At 60.2% G+C, this 14,698-nt stretch carries 14 protein-coding genes; 7 read left to right on the top strand and 7 right to left on the bottom strand.

Translation table 11 applies throughout. From position 1 onward, the window contains the following. Window positions 1–38 precede the first annotated feature (38 nt). The gene (locus VD17_RS26170; RefSeq protein WP_046056361.1) at window positions 39–2,489 is read right to left on the bottom strand and encodes a penicillin acylase family protein; all 2,451 of its coding nucleotides are present in this window, start codon (window positions 2,487–2,489) and stop codon (window positions 39–41) included. A 208-nt stretch (window positions 2,490–2,697) separates the two neighbouring features. Continuing rightward, window positions 2,698–3,342, bottom strand: a complete 645-nt coding sequence (locus VD17_RS26175; RefSeq protein ID WP_046056362.1) for a glutathione binding-like protein — start codon at window positions 3,340–3,342, stop codon at window positions 2,698–2,700. Window positions 3,343–3,488: 146 nt separating this feature from the next. Here VD17_RS26175 and VD17_RS26180 point away from each other — a divergent pair, with 146 nt between their 5' ends. Beyond that, the gene (locus tag VD17_RS26180) at window positions 3,489–4,046 is read left to right on the top strand and encodes a cysteine hydrolase family protein (protein ID WP_046056363.1); all 558 of its coding nucleotides are present in this window, start codon (window positions 3,489–3,491) and stop codon (window positions 4,044–4,046) included. Window positions 4,047–4,246: 200 nt separating this feature from the next. Here VD17_RS26180 and VD17_RS26185 read toward each other — a convergent pair whose 3' ends face one another. The 4 genes from VD17_RS26185 to VD17_RS26200 are packed head-to-tail and all read right to left on the bottom strand — an operon-like array spanning window position 4,247 to window position 5,970. Then, complete coding sequence (locus tag VD17_RS26185) at window positions 4,247–4,456, bottom strand: SEC-C metal-binding domain-containing protein (protein WP_007906737.1); 210 nt, start codon at window positions 4,454–4,456, stop codon at window positions 4,247–4,249. Next, entirely contained in the window at window positions 4,453–4,947 is a 495-nt protein-coding gene (locus tag VD17_RS26190) for an LEA type 2 family protein (RefSeq protein ID WP_046056364.1), read from the bottom strand. Before VD17_RS26190 ends, VD17_RS26185 begins: the two co-directional genes overlap by 4 nt. A 44-nt stretch (window positions 4,948–4,991) precedes the next feature. After that, complete coding sequence (locus VD17_RS26195; protein WP_046056365.1) at window positions 4,992–5,468, bottom strand: YchJ family protein; 477 nt, start codon at window positions 5,466–5,468, stop codon at window positions 4,992–4,994. A 4-nt stretch (window positions 5,469–5,472) separates the two neighbouring features. After that, the gene (locus tag VD17_RS26200) at window positions 5,473–5,970 is read right to left on the bottom strand and encodes a DUF6231 family protein (RefSeq protein WP_046056366.1); all 498 of its coding nucleotides are present in this window, start codon (window positions 5,968–5,970) and stop codon (window positions 5,473–5,475) included. Between the two features lie 191 nt (window positions 5,971–6,161). On the opposite strand from VD17_RS26200, the gene VD17_RS26205 reads away from it, so the two are divergent. The 4 genes from VD17_RS26205 to VD17_RS26220 all read left to right on the top strand — a co-directional run bounded on the left by VD17_RS26205 (window position 6,162) and on the right by VD17_RS26220 (window position 8,842). Continuing rightward, the gene (locus VD17_RS26205; RefSeq protein ID WP_046056367.1) at window positions 6,162–6,857 is read left to right on the top strand and encodes an OmpA family protein; all 696 of its coding nucleotides are present in this window, start codon (window positions 6,162–6,164) and stop codon (window positions 6,855–6,857) included. Between the two features lie 90 nt (window positions 6,858–6,947). Next, window positions 6,948–7,664 (top strand): OmpA family protein, encoded by a 717-nt coding sequence (locus tag VD17_RS26210; protein ID WP_046056368.1) that lies wholly within the window; start codon window positions 6,948–6,950, stop codon window positions 7,662–7,664. Window positions 7,665–7,812: 148 nt separating this feature from the next. After that, entirely contained in the window at window positions 7,813–8,091 is a 279-nt protein-coding gene (locus VD17_RS26215; RefSeq protein ID WP_046056369.1) for a DUF1145 domain-containing protein, read from the top strand. Further along, on the top strand, window positions 8,084–8,842 hold the full coding sequence (locus tag VD17_RS26220) for a hypothetical protein (protein WP_046056370.1): 759 nt from the start codon (window positions 8,084–8,086) through the stop codon (window positions 8,840–8,842). The genes VD17_RS26215 and VD17_RS26220 overlap by 8 nt, the downstream gene beginning before the upstream one ends. Before the next feature lie 171 nt (window positions 8,843–9,013). Here the strand turns inward: VD17_RS26220 and VD17_RS26225 are convergent, their stop codons facing one another. Then, window positions 9,014–9,478, bottom strand: a complete 465-nt coding sequence (locus VD17_RS26225) for a CopD family protein (RefSeq protein ID WP_046056371.1) — start codon at window positions 9,476–9,478, stop codon at window positions 9,014–9,016. 367 nt (window positions 9,479–9,845) lie between these two features. Between VD17_RS26225 and dinG the strand changes: the two genes are divergently transcribed. Beyond that, the gene (gene dinG, locus VD17_RS26230; RefSeq protein ID WP_008153901.1) at window positions 9,846–11,990 is read left to right on the top strand and encodes an ATP-dependent DNA helicase DinG; all 2,145 of its coding nucleotides are present in this window, start codon (window positions 9,846–9,848) and stop codon (window positions 11,988–11,990) included. A gap of 95 nt (window positions 11,991–12,085) precedes the next feature. After that, complete coding sequence (locus VD17_RS26235; RefSeq protein ID WP_046056372.1) at window positions 12,086–14,608, top strand: beta-galactosidase; 2,523 nt, start codon at window positions 12,086–12,088, stop codon at window positions 14,606–14,608. Window positions 14,609–14,698: the final 90 nt, after the last annotated feature.

A 14,698-nucleotide genomic window follows, 5' to 3' on the forward strand; every position in this document is an offset into this window, starting at 1 on the left:
GGTCTCTACAGTGAGGGGTGGATCTCAAAGACGATCTCTTACTTTCCAGGTGTCAACGTCAACCGCGTCTTCCCATACACCTTGTCAAAGTTCTGCGGCTGCATCGGCAAACTCATGTACTGCCCCTTCAGCCACGGATCAATGCTGTCGAGGTAGTTCGGACTCGCCGGATTACCGGATTGCCCCGTACCGTTCTGCCCCATCAGCGGTTCCGCCTGGCCGAAGTCGACGATAAAGCGCATGGCCGGCGCCAGGGTGGTGTTGAAATCCTGACCCCAGGCGAATGCTGCGGTATTCAGCGTGGTGTGGTCGCCGCCAGCCGCAAGCGGGCCGCGCACCGTCTGGCCACTGGTGTTTTTCCATTCGTAGCGGTGCAGCTTGCCCCATTGCCAGGCTTTGTGATCGCCGCCCAACTGACTGTCGCCCGCGGTGATCGCTGCCGCCAGGCTGCGAGCGAGGATCGCCGGTTTATCTTCTTTCTGCGGCGTGCGAGCGTCATCCCAGAACGGACTGTCCTCACGACCCAGCAGGTGATCGGCCTGGGCCGCGTAGGACAACTTACCGTTGGCGATAAAGGCTTTCCACGCCGGGCTGGTTTCCGGGCCCAGTTCGTCGAGGAAGATTTGCTGGGTGCTTTGCTGCAAGAACAATTCGTAAATCGCTGCATCAGCGGAGGTCGGGCTGAGTTTGCCGTCGAAGGCCATCAGGCGGGTATACGCCTCGCGAGCTTTACCGCGATCCGCTTCAGGCAACGCTTCAATGGCCTTCTTGAGCGGTTGCGACATGCCCGGTGCTTCAAACATTTTCTTCAGCTTGGCAGCGAAAGTGGTGGTCTGGTCGTATTGCATGGCGATCAGGCTGCGCGTGTCGTGTTTGCCCACACCTGCCAGCTCGGCCAGGCGTTCGCCACGCTCCGGCGCCGACCATGAATTGGACAACTGCATGCCGTAGCCATGGGGAATGACTCGCTGGTTGGCAGTGCCGAGCCAGCCTTGGGCCGGATCCTGGTCGTAGGGATGGAGCATCGGGTCGGCGTAACCATCCCAATCGTAACGACCTTCCCAGCCCGGCGACGGCAGCAGGCCTTCGCCTTCGCGACGGTTCGGGAAGCGACCGGTGACTTGCCAGCCGATGTTGCTGGCGTCGGCAAATACCAGGTTCAGCGCGATGGCGCGGATTTCACGGCTGGCGTCCGAGGCTTTCTCGACGGTCTGGGCGCGGGACAGGTCGAAAAACGCGTCCAGGGTCTTGTCATCGGTGAAGTTCGGCGTCTGCAAGGCCAGGCCGAAACCGTTGGCCAGCGTCGTGCCTTGGGCACTGTTGAGCAGCGGGCCATGGCGGGTTTCGTACACCACTTCGCGAATCGGCCGCTGGCCTTTGACGAAGTAGGTTTCGTTTCGCGCGATAGCCGGCTGCCATTTGCCGCCGACCTCGTAGGAAAGACCGTTGCCCTGGCGTTTGATTTTTTCCAGGAACAGGTCCTGGTTGTCGCCCATGACGGTGGTCATGCTCCACGCCACTTTGCCGTTGAAACCGCCGAGCACCATCGGCAAACCGGCAATGGTTACGCCAGAGGCCTGGTACTTCGGTGTGCGGATCTGCACGTAACTGAACAGCGACGGCACACCCAGTGGGCCATGACTGTCGCTGGCCAGCAGGCTTTTGCCGCTACGGCTGCGTTGCGGGCCGATCGCCCAGTTGTTCGACGAGGTGGCGCCCAGCAGATTCAGATCGGACAGTTGGCTCGTGGCTTTGCTGATCTCGGCCAGGCCCGGGATTTGTCCGTTGAGCTTGATGCCCTGAAGTTTTTCAGCTTCGGCCAGCGGCAGTTTTTCATCGGGAGCGGACGGCGTCAGCCACGGGAGTTTGTCGGTGCTGACGGTCTGGGCCAGCATCAGCGAGGCAATCTCTTCCGGCAGGTTGGCCGCTTGGCTGAAGTTCAGCAGGCAGAAAATCAGCGCCGAATCTTCCGGCTTCCAGTATTCAGGTTTGTAGCCCGTGGCCGCGAGGTCCGCTGGCAGCTTGTCGCGATAGCGGAACAGGTAGGCGTTGACGCCGCGGGCATAGACTTCGAAGAAGCGTTTGAGGCGTGGCGAAGACGCCTTGTACAGCTCGTCGGCGCTTTTCTTCAAATTGACGGCGCGCATGTAGCGGTCAGCGTCGAGCAGGTCCGAGCCGGACATCTCCGACAAACGGCCCTGAGCCAACAGGCGCAGGGTGACCATTTGCGTGATGCGGTCGGTGGCGTGCACGTAACCCAGCGTGAACAGTGCGTCGTGGAAGGTATTGCTTTCGATCAACGGCATGCCCATGGCATTGCGGCGTACCGAAACGTTTTGCGCCAGGCCCTTGAGCGGCTGTACGCCGGTGGTCGGCGGGAGGGTGTCCTGAGTGTTCCAGGTCTGACAACCGGTCAGGCTCAAAACACCGGCCACTGCTGCGGCAACGCCGAACCGGGGAAGAAAATGTGTAAGGGCTGGCGAGGCCATGGCAAAGCTCCTGCGGGGGGTAGCGTCATTAAAGGCGCTACGTTAGTGAGCAGGAGGTGGCCGCGCAAGCGGGGTGTCAGGTTATTTCAGGAATTGTCTGCCAAACGCAAAAGATCGCAGCCTCGTTTCACTCGACAGCTCCTACAGGGAATGCAAAACCGTGTAGGAGCTGTCGAGTGAAACGAGGCTGCGATCTTTTGATCTTCCATCAGGATTTAGGCGGATTGACCTTGGCCGCGAGGGCATACGCCTTCACCGTCGCCGGACGGCTCTGGATGTGGTTGAACCAGCGCAGCACGTTGGGGAAGTCTTCCAGGTTCTGGCTCTGCCACTTGTGGGAAACGATCCATGGGTAGATCGCCATGTCGGCAATGCTGTATTCGCTGCCGGCGACGAAGTCTTTATCGGCCAACTGCTTGTCGAGTACCCCGTAGAGGCGGGCGGTTTCGTCGATGTAGCGCTTGATCGCGTAGGGGATTTTCTCTGGCGCGAACTGGCTGAAGTGATGATTCTGCCCGGCCATCGGCCCGAGGCCACCCATCTGCCAGAACAACCATTGCAGCGCTTGCTGGCGACCACGCAGGTCTTTGGGCAGGAACTTGCCGGTTTTCTCTGCCAGGTACAGCAAAATCGCCCCGGACTCGAACAGTGATAAAGGCTCGCCGCCATCGACTGGCTCGAGATCGACGATGGCCGGGATTCTGTTGTTCGGGGAGATTTTTAGAAAGTGAGGCTGGAACTGCTCATTCTGGCTGATGTTGATTGGATACACGTTGTACGGCAGGCCGGCTTCTTCCAGGAATATCGAGATTTTGTGGCCGTTGGGGGTGGTCCAGTAATACAGGTCGATCATGGAGTACTCCAAATCAAAAGATGTCGTTACTTGCGGACAGCAAACGCCGGCATCAGGTCGTCCTGTTTGCGTTCGATAGCTTGCCTGTAGGAACAGGTGATGCTGAAGTGCGGGGAATTCAATGACCTCGCATGAGAAAAACCGGCATGGAGCTCAAAACAAACGCGGCGCTGATCATCATCGATCAACAAAAAGGCATCCTGCACCCCAAACTCGGTCGCCGAAATAATCTTCAGGCCGAGCAGCGAATCCTCGATTTGTTAGCGCATTGGCGTCGTACCGGGCGACCGATCATTCATGTACAGCACCTGTCCCGTTCACCTGACTCAGTGTTCTGGCCGCAGCAATCAGGGGTGGAATTTCAGGAGCGGTTTCAGCCACAGACCGGTGAGCAGCTGATTCAAAAACAGGTGCCGGATGCGTTTTGTGCGACGGGGCTTGAGAAAAGTTTGCGAGAGGCGGGGATCGTTCAGTTGGTCATCGTTGGCGTAGCGACTAACAATTCGGTGGAATCCACGGCGCGAACGGCCGGTAATCTGGGGTTTGATGCGTGGGTGGCGGAGGATGCGTGTTTCACCTTCGACAAGACTGACTACTTTGGTAAAGCTCATTCAGCCGAGGAAGTACATGCGATGTCGCTAGGAAATTTGCACGGGGAATATGCGACGGTCGTCAGCACTGCGCAGATTTTGAAGGCTGACTGAAAACCTGTGGGAGCGAGCTTGCTCGCGATAGCGGTCTAACTGACAACGCGATACTGAATGTGCCGACGCCATCGCGAGCAAGCTCACTCCCACAAGGGATTTGCAGTGGCCGCATAATTGGGCCTGGTGCAGTTCAAATGTGGGAGCGAGCCTGCTCGCGAAGGCGATTCAACCGGCGAAGAAGCTCTTCGCCCGAAGCATCAAGCGCCGTGGCACTTCTTGAATTTCTTGCCGTTGCCGCAGGGGCAAGGGTCGTTGCGGCCGACGTCTTTCAGGGCGTTGCGCACCGGTTCCTGGTGGGCGTGGCCGCAGTTCGGGCCGTGGACATGGCCATGGTCGTGATCATGGTGGTCGTGATGGTCATGATCGTGGTTGCAGTCAGGGCCATGGACATGGGGTTGCTGGGTCATCGGTTTTGCTCCGGAATTAAATCGGCGGGGATTATCACGCCATTGCGCGCCAGGTGCACGTAGTGCGCGATGAATAAACCGGTTTCCAGTTCACCTTCCAGACGATAGGGAATGGGCTGGTCGGGTTTTTTCAGCAGTTTCACCAGATCCCGCACCTTGGGCCACAGGTTGGTGCGGATCGGCACTTTGAAGTAGGCACTGCGTTTGGGGCCGACGGTGAACCAGTGTTCGTGCTCACCTTCTGTCAGCAGCATCTCGCCCAAGTGAATGCGGTACTCGATGCCCCGCACCGTCAGGTCACTGTCGTTGGGGTTGTCGATGCGAAAGTGCAGCAGGAATCGTTGCTGCATCAGTTTAGCCTGGACGACTTCGACCTTGACCAGATGCACCTGCGGTTCCGGTTCATCGTCGCCGAACCAGGACGCGCAGCCCCCGAGCCCCAGAAACAGGAGCAGGGTGAGGGTTTGAAAGACGCGCCGCTGACTGAGCATGGAGTGACTCCTTTTGATGCCCAGTCTAGTCGCTTGCGATTACCTCAACTGCTGAAATAACCCGCACAACACTTCTTGAACTTCTGCCCACTGGCGCAAGGGCATGCATCATTGCGTCCGGCCTTGAGTTGTACGGTGGGGTCGATGAAATACCAGCGGCCGGCGTTCTGCACGAACGACGAGCGCTCGCGGTGGCTGTGTTCACCGCTGCCGTCGTGCCAGCGCGCGGTAAAGGTCACGAAGGCATGTTCCGGCTGACCGCCCAAAACCTCGGAGCTTTCCACTTCGAGGCCCAGCCAGGTGCTTTGGGCGCTCCAGTCGCTGATGGACTGTCGATCCAGGCCTGCCTGTTGTGCGGGCAGGGTGGTCGCCACCAGATAGTCGATCAGCCCCAGTACGTAGGCGCTGTAGCGCGAACGCATCAAGGCTTCGGCACACGGCGCCGGATGGCCGGCATGGTAATGACCGCAGCAGGCATCAAGCGGGGTGCCGCTACCGCAGGGGCAAATGGATGTACTCATTGCGTTACCACCAATATTTCCCGAAGTTTTCCGGATTGGCCCAGAACCGTGAGTTGAGCCAGTCGGGGACTTGTTTGTAGTCAAGCAAATCATAGGTGAACAGGGTCAGCACTTGATCGTCGCGCTGGAAGCGTTCGCTGGCTTGCAGGGCCAGGGAGAAAAAATCGGTTTCCTGCCAGCCGCTGGCCGGCAAGTCCGCCAGCACCGCGATGCGACTGGCGTTGAGGTTGCGGATCCCGCCAAGCAGGTTCAGGCCATCGCGTTTGGGCAAGTGTTCGAGGCAATCGACCACCAGCGCCAGGTCAAACCGGCGCGCCGCCAGTTCGGCCGGCAACGCCCCGGGTGCCGCATGGGCCACACAAGTGTCCGGGTGCGCCAACTTGAAGGCTTCCAGCGCGGGGAACTCGCTGGCGCCAATCAGCAACAGGCGCGCGGGGGCGTAAAGATCAAGCAAAGCGGCCAACGCCTGCTGGGGCGTGCGCGAAGAAATACCTGCAATCATCGAAGATCCTCAATCAGAGCTGCCAAGACTAGCCTGCTCAAAGGGCCGGGCCTAGAGGTGGTTTGTGCCAAAAGCGTCGATCTACTGTGAACACGGGACAAAACTGCAATGGCCTATTGCTGGCGGAGATTAAAACTCGGGTCTTTACTACCTGAATCGGTTCTAAGCCGATCCCCTCAGGAGAAAACTAGATGAGCATAGTTCGCACAGCATTACCCTTGGTTCTGCTAACCAGTGTGTTGACTGGTTGCGCAGGTTTGCAGAAAACCGACTGGCCGACCTGTGCGGCGGTTGGTGGTGTCGTGGGTGCAGGTCTCGGCGCGACCGAGAGCTCGGCATGGGCGGGGTATGGCGCGCTGCTCGTCGGCGGCACGGCTGCGGCCTATTGCTGGGTTCACGGTGATGGCGACGAAGACGGCGATGGCGTGCCGGATAGCCGCGACAAGTGCCCGGGTACACCTAGAGGCGTACGCGTCGATGCCGATGGTTGCCCTCCACCGGTGCCTGCGCCAGTGGTCGAAGAAGCGGCTGTGGTTAAAGAAGAAGTCATCGTCATTCGCGATGTTCACTTCCAGTTCGACAAAGCCACACTGACCCCTGCCGACAAAGTGGTACTCGATAAAATCGCCACTCGCTTGAAAGGGGAAGCGCCTAACGCCCAACTGACTGTAACCGGTCACACCGACAGCGTGGGCAGCGATACCTATAACCAGAAACTGTCGGATCGTCGTGCACACTCGGTGGTTGAATATCTGATTTCCCAAGGTGTACCCCGTAGCGAATTCGTGTCTGTTACCGGTGCCGGTGAAAGCCAACCGGTTGCCGATAACAAAACCGCTGACGGCCGCTCGATGAACCGTCGCACGGAAATCAAAATCAACCGCTAAACCCCTCGTACTCCGCGGCTTGTGCAGTCGCGGATGCGGGTCTTTACTCCTGTGTGACCGGCATTGGCCGGTAACACAGGAGCTTTCACCATGAGTGTTTTCACACGGACCGTCTTGCCGGTTGTGCTGCTGGGCAGCCTGTTGACCGGTTGCGCTACTCACAGCGATGGCACTGCCCCCCTCAATCAACGAACCTGGCCAATCTGCAGCGTTATCGGCGGCCTGGTCGGTGGCGGTCTGGGCGCTCTCGAAAGTGGCGGTTGGGCGGCCGGTGGGGCGGCGCTTGGTATCTTGACCGGTGGCTTGATCTGTTACGCCCAGGATGGCGACGAAGACGGCGATGGTGTTTTCGATCGACGCGATCGCTGCCCAGATACGCCGGCCAATACCCCCGTCGAACATCATGGTTGCCCATTGCCGCAGTACCCGGCCAGAGTGAAACCTGAACCTGTGCAATCGGAGGTCATCACCCTGAGCGACGCGGGCGACGTACTGTTTGCCTTCAACCAATCCGAACTGACCCCTGCCGCGCAGAGCAAGCTGGATTCGCTGATGCCCAAACTGCAAAGCGACGATGTGGTGAGCATCAAGGTGATCGGTCATACCGACAGCATCGGCTCGGACACCTATAACCAGGCACTCTCGGAGCGTCGCGCCAGCAGCGTGGCGGCCTACCTGTTGAGTCAGGGCGTGGCACCGAACAAGCTCACCAGCGAGGGCAAGGGCCAAAGTCAGCCAGTGGCCGATAACGAAACGGAAGAAGGACGGGCGAAAAACCGTCGGGTGGAGTTGCACGTCAATCGCTGAGCCACGTGATAGAGCCGTCGGACGACAATTAATATCGGTTCGGCGGCCATTCGGCGGTCTTCACGAAGAATTTTCCGTTGCCCTCTGGCTTATCCCGCGTGGAAGCCGTTACTGTGCGCGCAAAGAATAATTCTCAGCGGGGGAGCGTATGAACGTGTTTTGGGGGCTGGGGAAGTTGTTGACCCTGCTGTTCTGGCTGGTGGTGCTGGTCAATCAGCTCACGCCGTTCGTCAATCCTCTGCATCTGCTGGTCGATCTGGCCGGCGGCCTGCTGGCATGCCTTCATCTTCTTGAGGCGGTGTTCTGTTCCCGCAGCCTCAGAGGTCGCGCCCACCCTTGGCTTGATCGCCTGAAGATCCTTTTTTTCGGCGTTTTCCACCTGCAAACCATCCCGGCTCCGACCGCGCCTAAGGCTTCCCATGCGTAAACTTTGTCTGCTCGCTGCACTCATCAGCCCGTTGGCCTGCGCCCAGGTGGTGAGCGTCGAAACCAACTCGCTGATGCGTTTGCCCAACACTGCCAGCACCTTGCGGCTGGAACGCCTGGAAGTGGCCGACTACGGCACGTTGTTGATTCCCTCGAATGTGACCGAGGTATCCGTCGGTGAATTGCGTCTGGGTCGTGAAGCGCGGATCGCCATCGTACCCGGCGAACAGCCGCTTGAGCTGAAGGTCATTCGTGCGCAGTTGTCGGAAGGCAGCCAAATCACGGCTCGCGGCGCGCCGGGGACTTACCTCAAGGCAGCCCGCTCCGGGCGTAACCTGAACTTGCAGATCAAGGCACTGAGAGCGCCGCAATTGTTGGTAGACGCTCGCGGCGGCGCAGGCGCACCGGGTTTCGTCGGTCTCGATGGGGCCAACGGTCAGGCACCGGGTTGCACTTGGGGCCAGGCCGGTCGTGGTGCCGATGGCAGTGATGGCAGCGACGGTCAGCCCGGCGCTCCGGGTGCACTGGTTCGGTTGGAAGTGCCACGTGATTTCCCGGCGGAACTGATCAAGGTTCAGGTGGCTGGCGGTGACGGTGGTGTGGCCGGGCCTGGCGGTAAGCCGGGCGCGGGTGGCAAGGCCAAGGGCTGCTTCGTTTACAAGGCCGATGGCGGCAAGAGCGGCCGCCCTGGCGCTGACGGTCAGCCGGGGCCTGCCGGTGCGGCGGGTTCGGTGACTGTTCAGCGTTTATAAGATCCACCCCTCTCCCCAGTGGGGAGAGGGGGAAAGGGGCCGATCTCCTTGCTTTTCAAAGCCTGAGTTCGACTCGGTAGTTCAGGTCGATGTAGCTCGAATGAACACCTCGATCAGTCCCCTCGCCCCTTTGGGGAGAGGGTTAGGGTGAGGGGGATGTTGATCTTTTTCTCAAAACATCGGCCGCGCCGCAGCAATCGCCACCAGCACCAACCCGACAATCAGATTAATCCCCACCAACTTGCGAATTTTCCCAAGCGTCGCAGCCCCGGTCGGCCAGTCCTGCGCCGCCACCGCCGTACGCAATTCCGGCAACAACAACGCCTGAATCCGGATAAACAGCGCCGTCATCACCACGTACAACCCCATCATCACCTGCACATACCGCGGCGCCGCTTCAAAACCGCTGTACTGAAAATGAATCATGCCCACACCGCTGACCGGCAACAGCACCACCGCGACCCAGACCCAGCGGAAAAAACCTTGAAACACTTCCACCCACAACTTCAACCGGGCAGGGCCCTCCAGCGCCTTCATCGCCGCGGGGCGCAAGACCATCCAGGCGAAAAACATGCCGCCCACCCACACCAGAGCGGACAGGACATGCAGGGTGTAAACGATGCCAAAAGGTGTCATTGGGGTACTCCGTTCTGCGCGGGATTAATTAGCGGGGTATGATAGCCGCCGAATCAGGGGGCGTTCTCAGTTAGTTTCCGCGCCGCGCCGGGTCTGCTGTTGTGCAGGGCAAGGCGCGAGAAGCGTGGTTTGGTCATTCCAAATAAGCTTCGAGCAACGCAGCCCTGCACAACAGCAGGCCCGGCCCTTCGGGTTGTGCCTTAAAGCGAGCCAGGCTGCGTTGCAGGCCTTGGAAAGGGAACAACCATTTCCAGCGGCCTGCGCCTTGCCTGGCTCGCTTTAAGGCAACAACGCGGCGTGGAAACTAACTGAGAACGCCCCCCAAACCACTGAAAATTTATCCAGCGTTTTTTGCGCCCGACAATCCATGATCAGCACTGAACTCAAAACCACGATCCAGGGCGCCTACTCGCGTTTTCTCGAAGCCAAGAGCCTCAAGCCGCGCTACGGCCAACGCCTGATGATCGCCGAAATTGCCAAGGTCCTCGGCGACATCGACACCGACGACGAAGGCCGGCGCAGTGGCGACCCCGCGATTGTCGCGGTGGAAGCCGGCACCGGTACCGGCAAAACCGTGGCCTACAGCCTGGCCGCCATCCCCACGGCCAAGGCCGCCGGCAAACGCCTGGTGATCGCCACGGCCACCGTGGCCCTGCAAGAGCAGATCGTCTACAAGGATTTGCCTGACCTGATGCGCAACAGCGGGCTGAATTTCAGCTTCGCCCTGGCCAAGGGCCGTGGGCGCTACATGTGCCTGTCGAAGCTCGACATGTTGCTCCAGGAAGGTCACGCCCAAACCGCTACGGCGCAGTTGTTCGAAGAAGAAGGTTTCAAGATCGAGGTCGACGAGGCCAGTCAGAAGCTGTTCACCAGCATGATCGAGAAACTCGCCGGCAATAAGTGGGACGGCGACCGCGACAGTTGGTCCACCGCCCTGGAAGATGCCGACTGGGCGCGCCTGACCACGGATCACAGCCAGTGCACCAACCGTCATTGCCCGAACTTCGGCCAGTGCGCCTTCTACAAGGCCCGCGAAGGCATGGGCAAGGTCGACGTGATCGTCACCAACCACGACATGGTCCTGGCCGACCTGGCGCTGGGCGGCGGCGCCGTGCTGCCGGACCCGCGCGACACCATCTACGTGTTCGACGAAGGCCACCACCTGCCGGACAAGGCCATCGGCCATTTCGCCCATTACACGCGTCTGCGTTCCACCGCCGACTGGCTGGAAACCACCGCCAAGAACCTCACCAAATTGCTGGCCCAGCATCCTCTGCCGGGCGACCTGGGCAAGTTGATCGAACAGGTGCCGGAACTGGCACGGGAAATCAAAACCCAACAGCAATTCATGTTCAGCGCCTGCGAACAGGTTGCCGATTTCAAACCCGGTGAAGACGTCGAAGGTCGCGAGCGGCCGCGTCATCGCTTCGTCGGCGGGGTGATTCCCGAGCACATGCGCGAAATGGGCGTCGAGTTGAAGAAGGGCTTTGCCCGTCTGACTGACCTGTTCACCCGGCTCACCGAACTGCTCAAGGAAGGCATGGACGGCGAGGTCAACATCGGCATCGCCAGCAACCAGGCTGAAGAGTGGTACCCGCTGTTCGGCAGCCTGTTGTCCCGCTCTTCGGGCAACTGGGAATTGTGGGTCGCTTTCACCGCTGAAGACCCGGAAGACAACCCGCCGATGGCCCGCTGGCTGACCCTGGCCGAAAGCGGCTCGCTGTTCGACATCGAGGTCAACGCCAGCCCGATCCTCGCGGCGGAAATGCTCCGTCGCAATTTGTGGAACGTGGCTTACGGCGCTCTGGTGACCTCCGCGACCCTGACCGCGCTCGGCACCTTCGACCGCTTCCGCATGCGCGCCGGCCTGCCGAAAAAAGCCGTGACCGCTGTGGTTCCAAGTCCCTTCCATCATGCCGACGCTGGCGTGCTGCGAGTGCCGGACCTGAAGGCCGATCCGCGTGATGCGCCGGCCCACACCGCAGCGATCATCCGTGATTTGCCGGCCTTGGTGGAAGGTTCGCGCGGCACCCTGGTGCTGTTCTCTTCGCGCAAACAGATGCAGGACGTGTTCGACGGCCTTGATCGTGACTGGCGCAAGCAAGTGTTCATTCAAGGCAACCTGTCGAAACAGGAAACCCTGAACAAGCACAAGGCGCGGGTCGATGGTGGTGATTCCAGCGTGTTGTTCGGCTTGGCGAGTTTTGCCGAAGGGGTCGACTTGCCCGGTGCCTATTGCGAGCACGTGGTGATCGCCAAGATTCCATTCTCGGTGCCCGATGATCCGGTCGAAGCAGCCTTGGCCGAGTGGATCGAGGCTCGGGGTGGCAATCCGTTCATGGAAATCTCCGTGCCGGACGCTTCGCTGAAGCTGGTCCAGGCCTGCGGTCGCTTGCTGCGCACCGAAGAAGACCGAGGCACCATCACCTTGCTCGATCGACGTCTGGTCACCCAGCGTTACGGCAAGGCAATCCTCAATGCGTTGCCACCCTTCCGTCGTGAAATTTCCTGATACACCGGTGGGCAATTTTGCCCACCGCGTTGTCTATCTCTCTGCCATCGCTTTTCCACGGGCCCATCTGGGTCGTTAGGGAGAATTTCGTTCTCATGATTCGCCGTTCGCTGCGCCGTTCGTTACCTGCCGTTTTCACTCTGATGTTCGCAGCCCCGTTGCTGGCGGCCCCTGCCGGCCAACAGACGCTGTTCAACTTTGTGCGCCCCGCCGATGTGGTCCAGGTGGCGACTCAGGATGCCAGCCTGCCGCAATCCAACGCCGAGCAAACGGCCGAAGGCGAAGTGCTGCGTCGGGTGACGTTCAACCCGGTGGCACAACCGACCTTGCGTCTGACCCCGCAGACGGGCGCCTGGGACTGGTCGCAGTCGGGCTTCATGAGTTTGCGGATTCAGAGCGCAATGAACTGGGCTGTGACCCTGTACGTGAAAATCCAGAGCAACGACGGCAAGACGTTAGTCAGCCGCGTCGACTTGCCGGCCGGCCCTGCACAAACCTTGTTGGTGCCGCTGCAGCCCTTTACGCCATTGAGCCTGGGCCTGAAAGCGGGTCCGCCGATGCCGATGACGTTTGAGGGGCAGCGCGTATTGCTGGCCAGCAGCGCCGGTGAGCTGGAACGCAGCGAGGTGGTGTCGGTGACCTTGTCGATGGATCAGCCGAAAGTCGCGCAAAGCATTTTGCTTGAGCGCTTTGGCGTACAGGACGGCGATGCGGTGACTCAAGCGGCTTTTGGCGGTCTTGTAGACGCTTACGGCCAGTCGACCCGGGCCAAATGGCCTGAGAAAGTCAGCAGCGACGAGCAACTGAAAAGCGCCGCGGCCAAGGAACAGCAGCAACTGAAAACCTGGCTGGCCGAGCGCGAGAAGTCGTCCCTGGACAAGTTTGGTGGCTGGAACAAAGGCCCGGCATTCAAGGCCAGCGGATTTTTCCGCACCGAAAAACGCGACGGTCGCTGGTACCTGGTGACCCCGGAAGGCCATCCGTTCTATTCGCTCGGGGTCAACACCGTCACCCCGGACGTCGATCAGACCTACGTCGCCGGCCGCGAGTGGATGTTTGAATCGCTGCCCAAACCCGACGAGCCGCTGGCCAGCCACTATGGCGAAGGCGACAACCGGGGCGGCAACGGTGTCGATCAGGGCCGAGGCTACAATGCCGGTCGTTGGTACGACTTCTATGGCGCCAACTTGCAGCGTCTGTATGGCGCGCCTTGCGCCCAGGGCAGCGACACCAAAGCGGGTGTCGCTGAAGCCGCCAAGGCCGACGCCGTTGAGGCAACGGCCGAGAAGGCCGCCGAGCAACCTGTTGCGCCTTCGACGGCCGAATCCGGTGTCGCCGAAGCCGCCAAGACCGGCGCCGTTGAAGCGACCGCCGCTAAAGCAGCTGAGCAAACACCTGCCGAACCCTGCAAAGCGGTGGTTGATGAACAACGCTGGGCCAGCCACACCCTTGATCGCCTGCAAGCCTGGGGCTTCAACACCATCGGCAACTGGAGCGCCCCGGCGTTGGCCAGCGCTGACCGTGTGCCGTACACCTTGCCGCTGTCGATCGTCGGCGATTACGCCAGCATCAGCACTGGCACCGACTGGTGGGGGGGGATGCCCGACCCGTTTGACCCGCGTTTCGCCATGGCCACCGAACGTGCCGTGGCCATCGCCGCGCGCGATCATCGCGATGATCCATGGCTGATAGGCTACTTTGCCGATAACGAATTGGCCTGGGCCGGTCCGGGCGACGACCCGAAAGCCCGTTACGCCTTAGCCTATGGCACCTTGAAAATGACCACCGACGTGCCGGCCAAGCGCGCATTCCTCAAGCAATTGCGGGATAAATACCGCAATCAGGCGGGCCTTTCCAAAGCCTGGGGCATTGATTTGCCGGCCTGGGAATTGATGGAAGACCCAGGCTTCGTGCCGCCGCTGCCAAGCGCCGAACACCCGGAAATCGAAGCCGACTTCAAATACTTCCAGAAGGTTTTCGCCGACACGTACTTCAAGACCCTCTCCGATTCACTCAAGTGGCACGCGCCGAATCAGCTGTTGCTGGGTGGCCGGTTTGCCATCAGCACCCCGGAAGCGGTTGAGTCCTGCGCGCAGTATTGCGACGTGTTGAGCTTCAACATGTACACCCTGCAACCGCAGGACGGTTACGACTTCGCCAAGCTGCGCAGTCTGGACAAACCGGTGCTGATCACCGAGTTCAACTTCGGCTCGGCCGATCGTGGCCCGTTCTGGGGCGGCGTGACGCAATTGGCTAAGGAGGAAGACCGTGGGGCGGCTTACGCCAATTTCCTCAAACAGGCGATGAGCGAACCGTCGATCGTCGGCGTTCACTGGTTCCAATACCTTGATCAACCGGTCACCGGTCGTCTGCTGGATGGTGAGAACGGGCATTTTGGCCTGGTGGGCATTACCGATCTGCCGTTCCAGGGTTTCGTCGATAGCGTGCGCAAGAGCAATTTGCAGACCGTCGATCAGCTCGGCAAAGAGGCCGAGAAGGCCAAGGCTGAGGCGGATAAAACCGGTCACGAAGCTGAGGGCGGCAAAAAAGGCGAGGCTGGCAAAGGCGCAGGGCAGGGCGCTGGCCATGCGGGTGGGCATTCCGGCAATGGCCACTGAGTGCTGACAGGTACGTTGAATTTCTGAGTGTTTTTCGCCGGGCGGTATGGCGACCGCCCAGCCCGTCACAGTTCCCAAAACCCGCTAGGG

Source organism: Pseudomonas fluorescens, from assembly GCF_000968015.1.
GTDB classification, from domain to species: domain Bacteria; phylum Pseudomonadota; class Gammaproteobacteria; order Pseudomonadales; family Pseudomonadaceae; genus Aquipseudomonas; species Aquipseudomonas fluorescens_W.

Bases quoted from the DNA above. Each gene is read 5' to 3' on its own strand.
- VD17_RS26170 (WP_046056361.1), bottom strand. From the start codon at position 2,489: ATGGCCTCGCCAGCCCTTACACATTTTCTTCCCCGGTTCGGCGTTGCC.
- VD17_RS26175 (WP_046056362.1), bottom strand. From the start codon at position 3,342: ATGATCGACCTGTATTACTGGACCACCCCCAACGGCCACAAAATCTCG.
- VD17_RS26180 (WP_046056363.1), top strand. From the start codon at position 3,489: ATGGAGCTCAAAACAAACGCGGCGCTGATCATCATCGATCAACAAAAA.
- VD17_RS26185 (WP_007906737.1), bottom strand. From the start codon at position 4,456: ATGACCCAGCAACCCCATGTCCATGGCCCTGACTGCAACCACGATCAT.
- VD17_RS26190 (WP_046056364.1), bottom strand. From the start codon at position 4,947: ATGCTCAGTCAGCGGCGCGTCTTTCAAACCCTCACCCTGCTCCTGTTT.
- VD17_RS26195 (WP_046056365.1), bottom strand. From the start codon at position 5,468: ATGAGTACATCCATTTGCCCCTGCGGTAGCGGCACCCCGCTTGATGCC.
- VD17_RS26200 (WP_046056366.1), bottom strand. From the start codon at position 5,970: ATGATTGCAGGTATTTCTTCGCGCACGCCCCAGCAGGCGTTGGCCGCT.
- VD17_RS26205 (WP_046056367.1), top strand. From the start codon at position 6,162: ATGAGCATAGTTCGCACAGCATTACCCTTGGTTCTGCTAACCAGTGTG.
- VD17_RS26210 (WP_046056368.1), top strand. From the start codon at position 6,948: ATGAGTGTTTTCACACGGACCGTCTTGCCGGTTGTGCTGCTGGGCAGC.
- VD17_RS26215 (WP_046056369.1), top strand. From the start codon at position 7,813: ATGAACGTGTTTTGGGGGCTGGGGAAGTTGTTGACCCTGCTGTTCTGG.
- VD17_RS26220 (WP_046056370.1), top strand. From the start codon at position 8,084: ATGCGTAAACTTTGTCTGCTCGCTGCACTCATCAGCCCGTTGGCCTGC.
- VD17_RS26225 (WP_046056371.1), bottom strand. From the start codon at position 9,478: ATGACACCTTTTGGCATCGTTTACACCCTGCATGTCCTGTCCGCTCTG.
- dinG (WP_008153901.1), top strand. From the start codon at position 9,846: ATGATCAGCACTGAACTCAAAACCACGATCCAGGGCGCCTACTCGCGT.
- VD17_RS26235 (WP_046056372.1), top strand. From the start codon at position 12,086: ATGATTCGCCGTTCGCTGCGCCGTTCGTTACCTGCCGTTTTCACTCTG.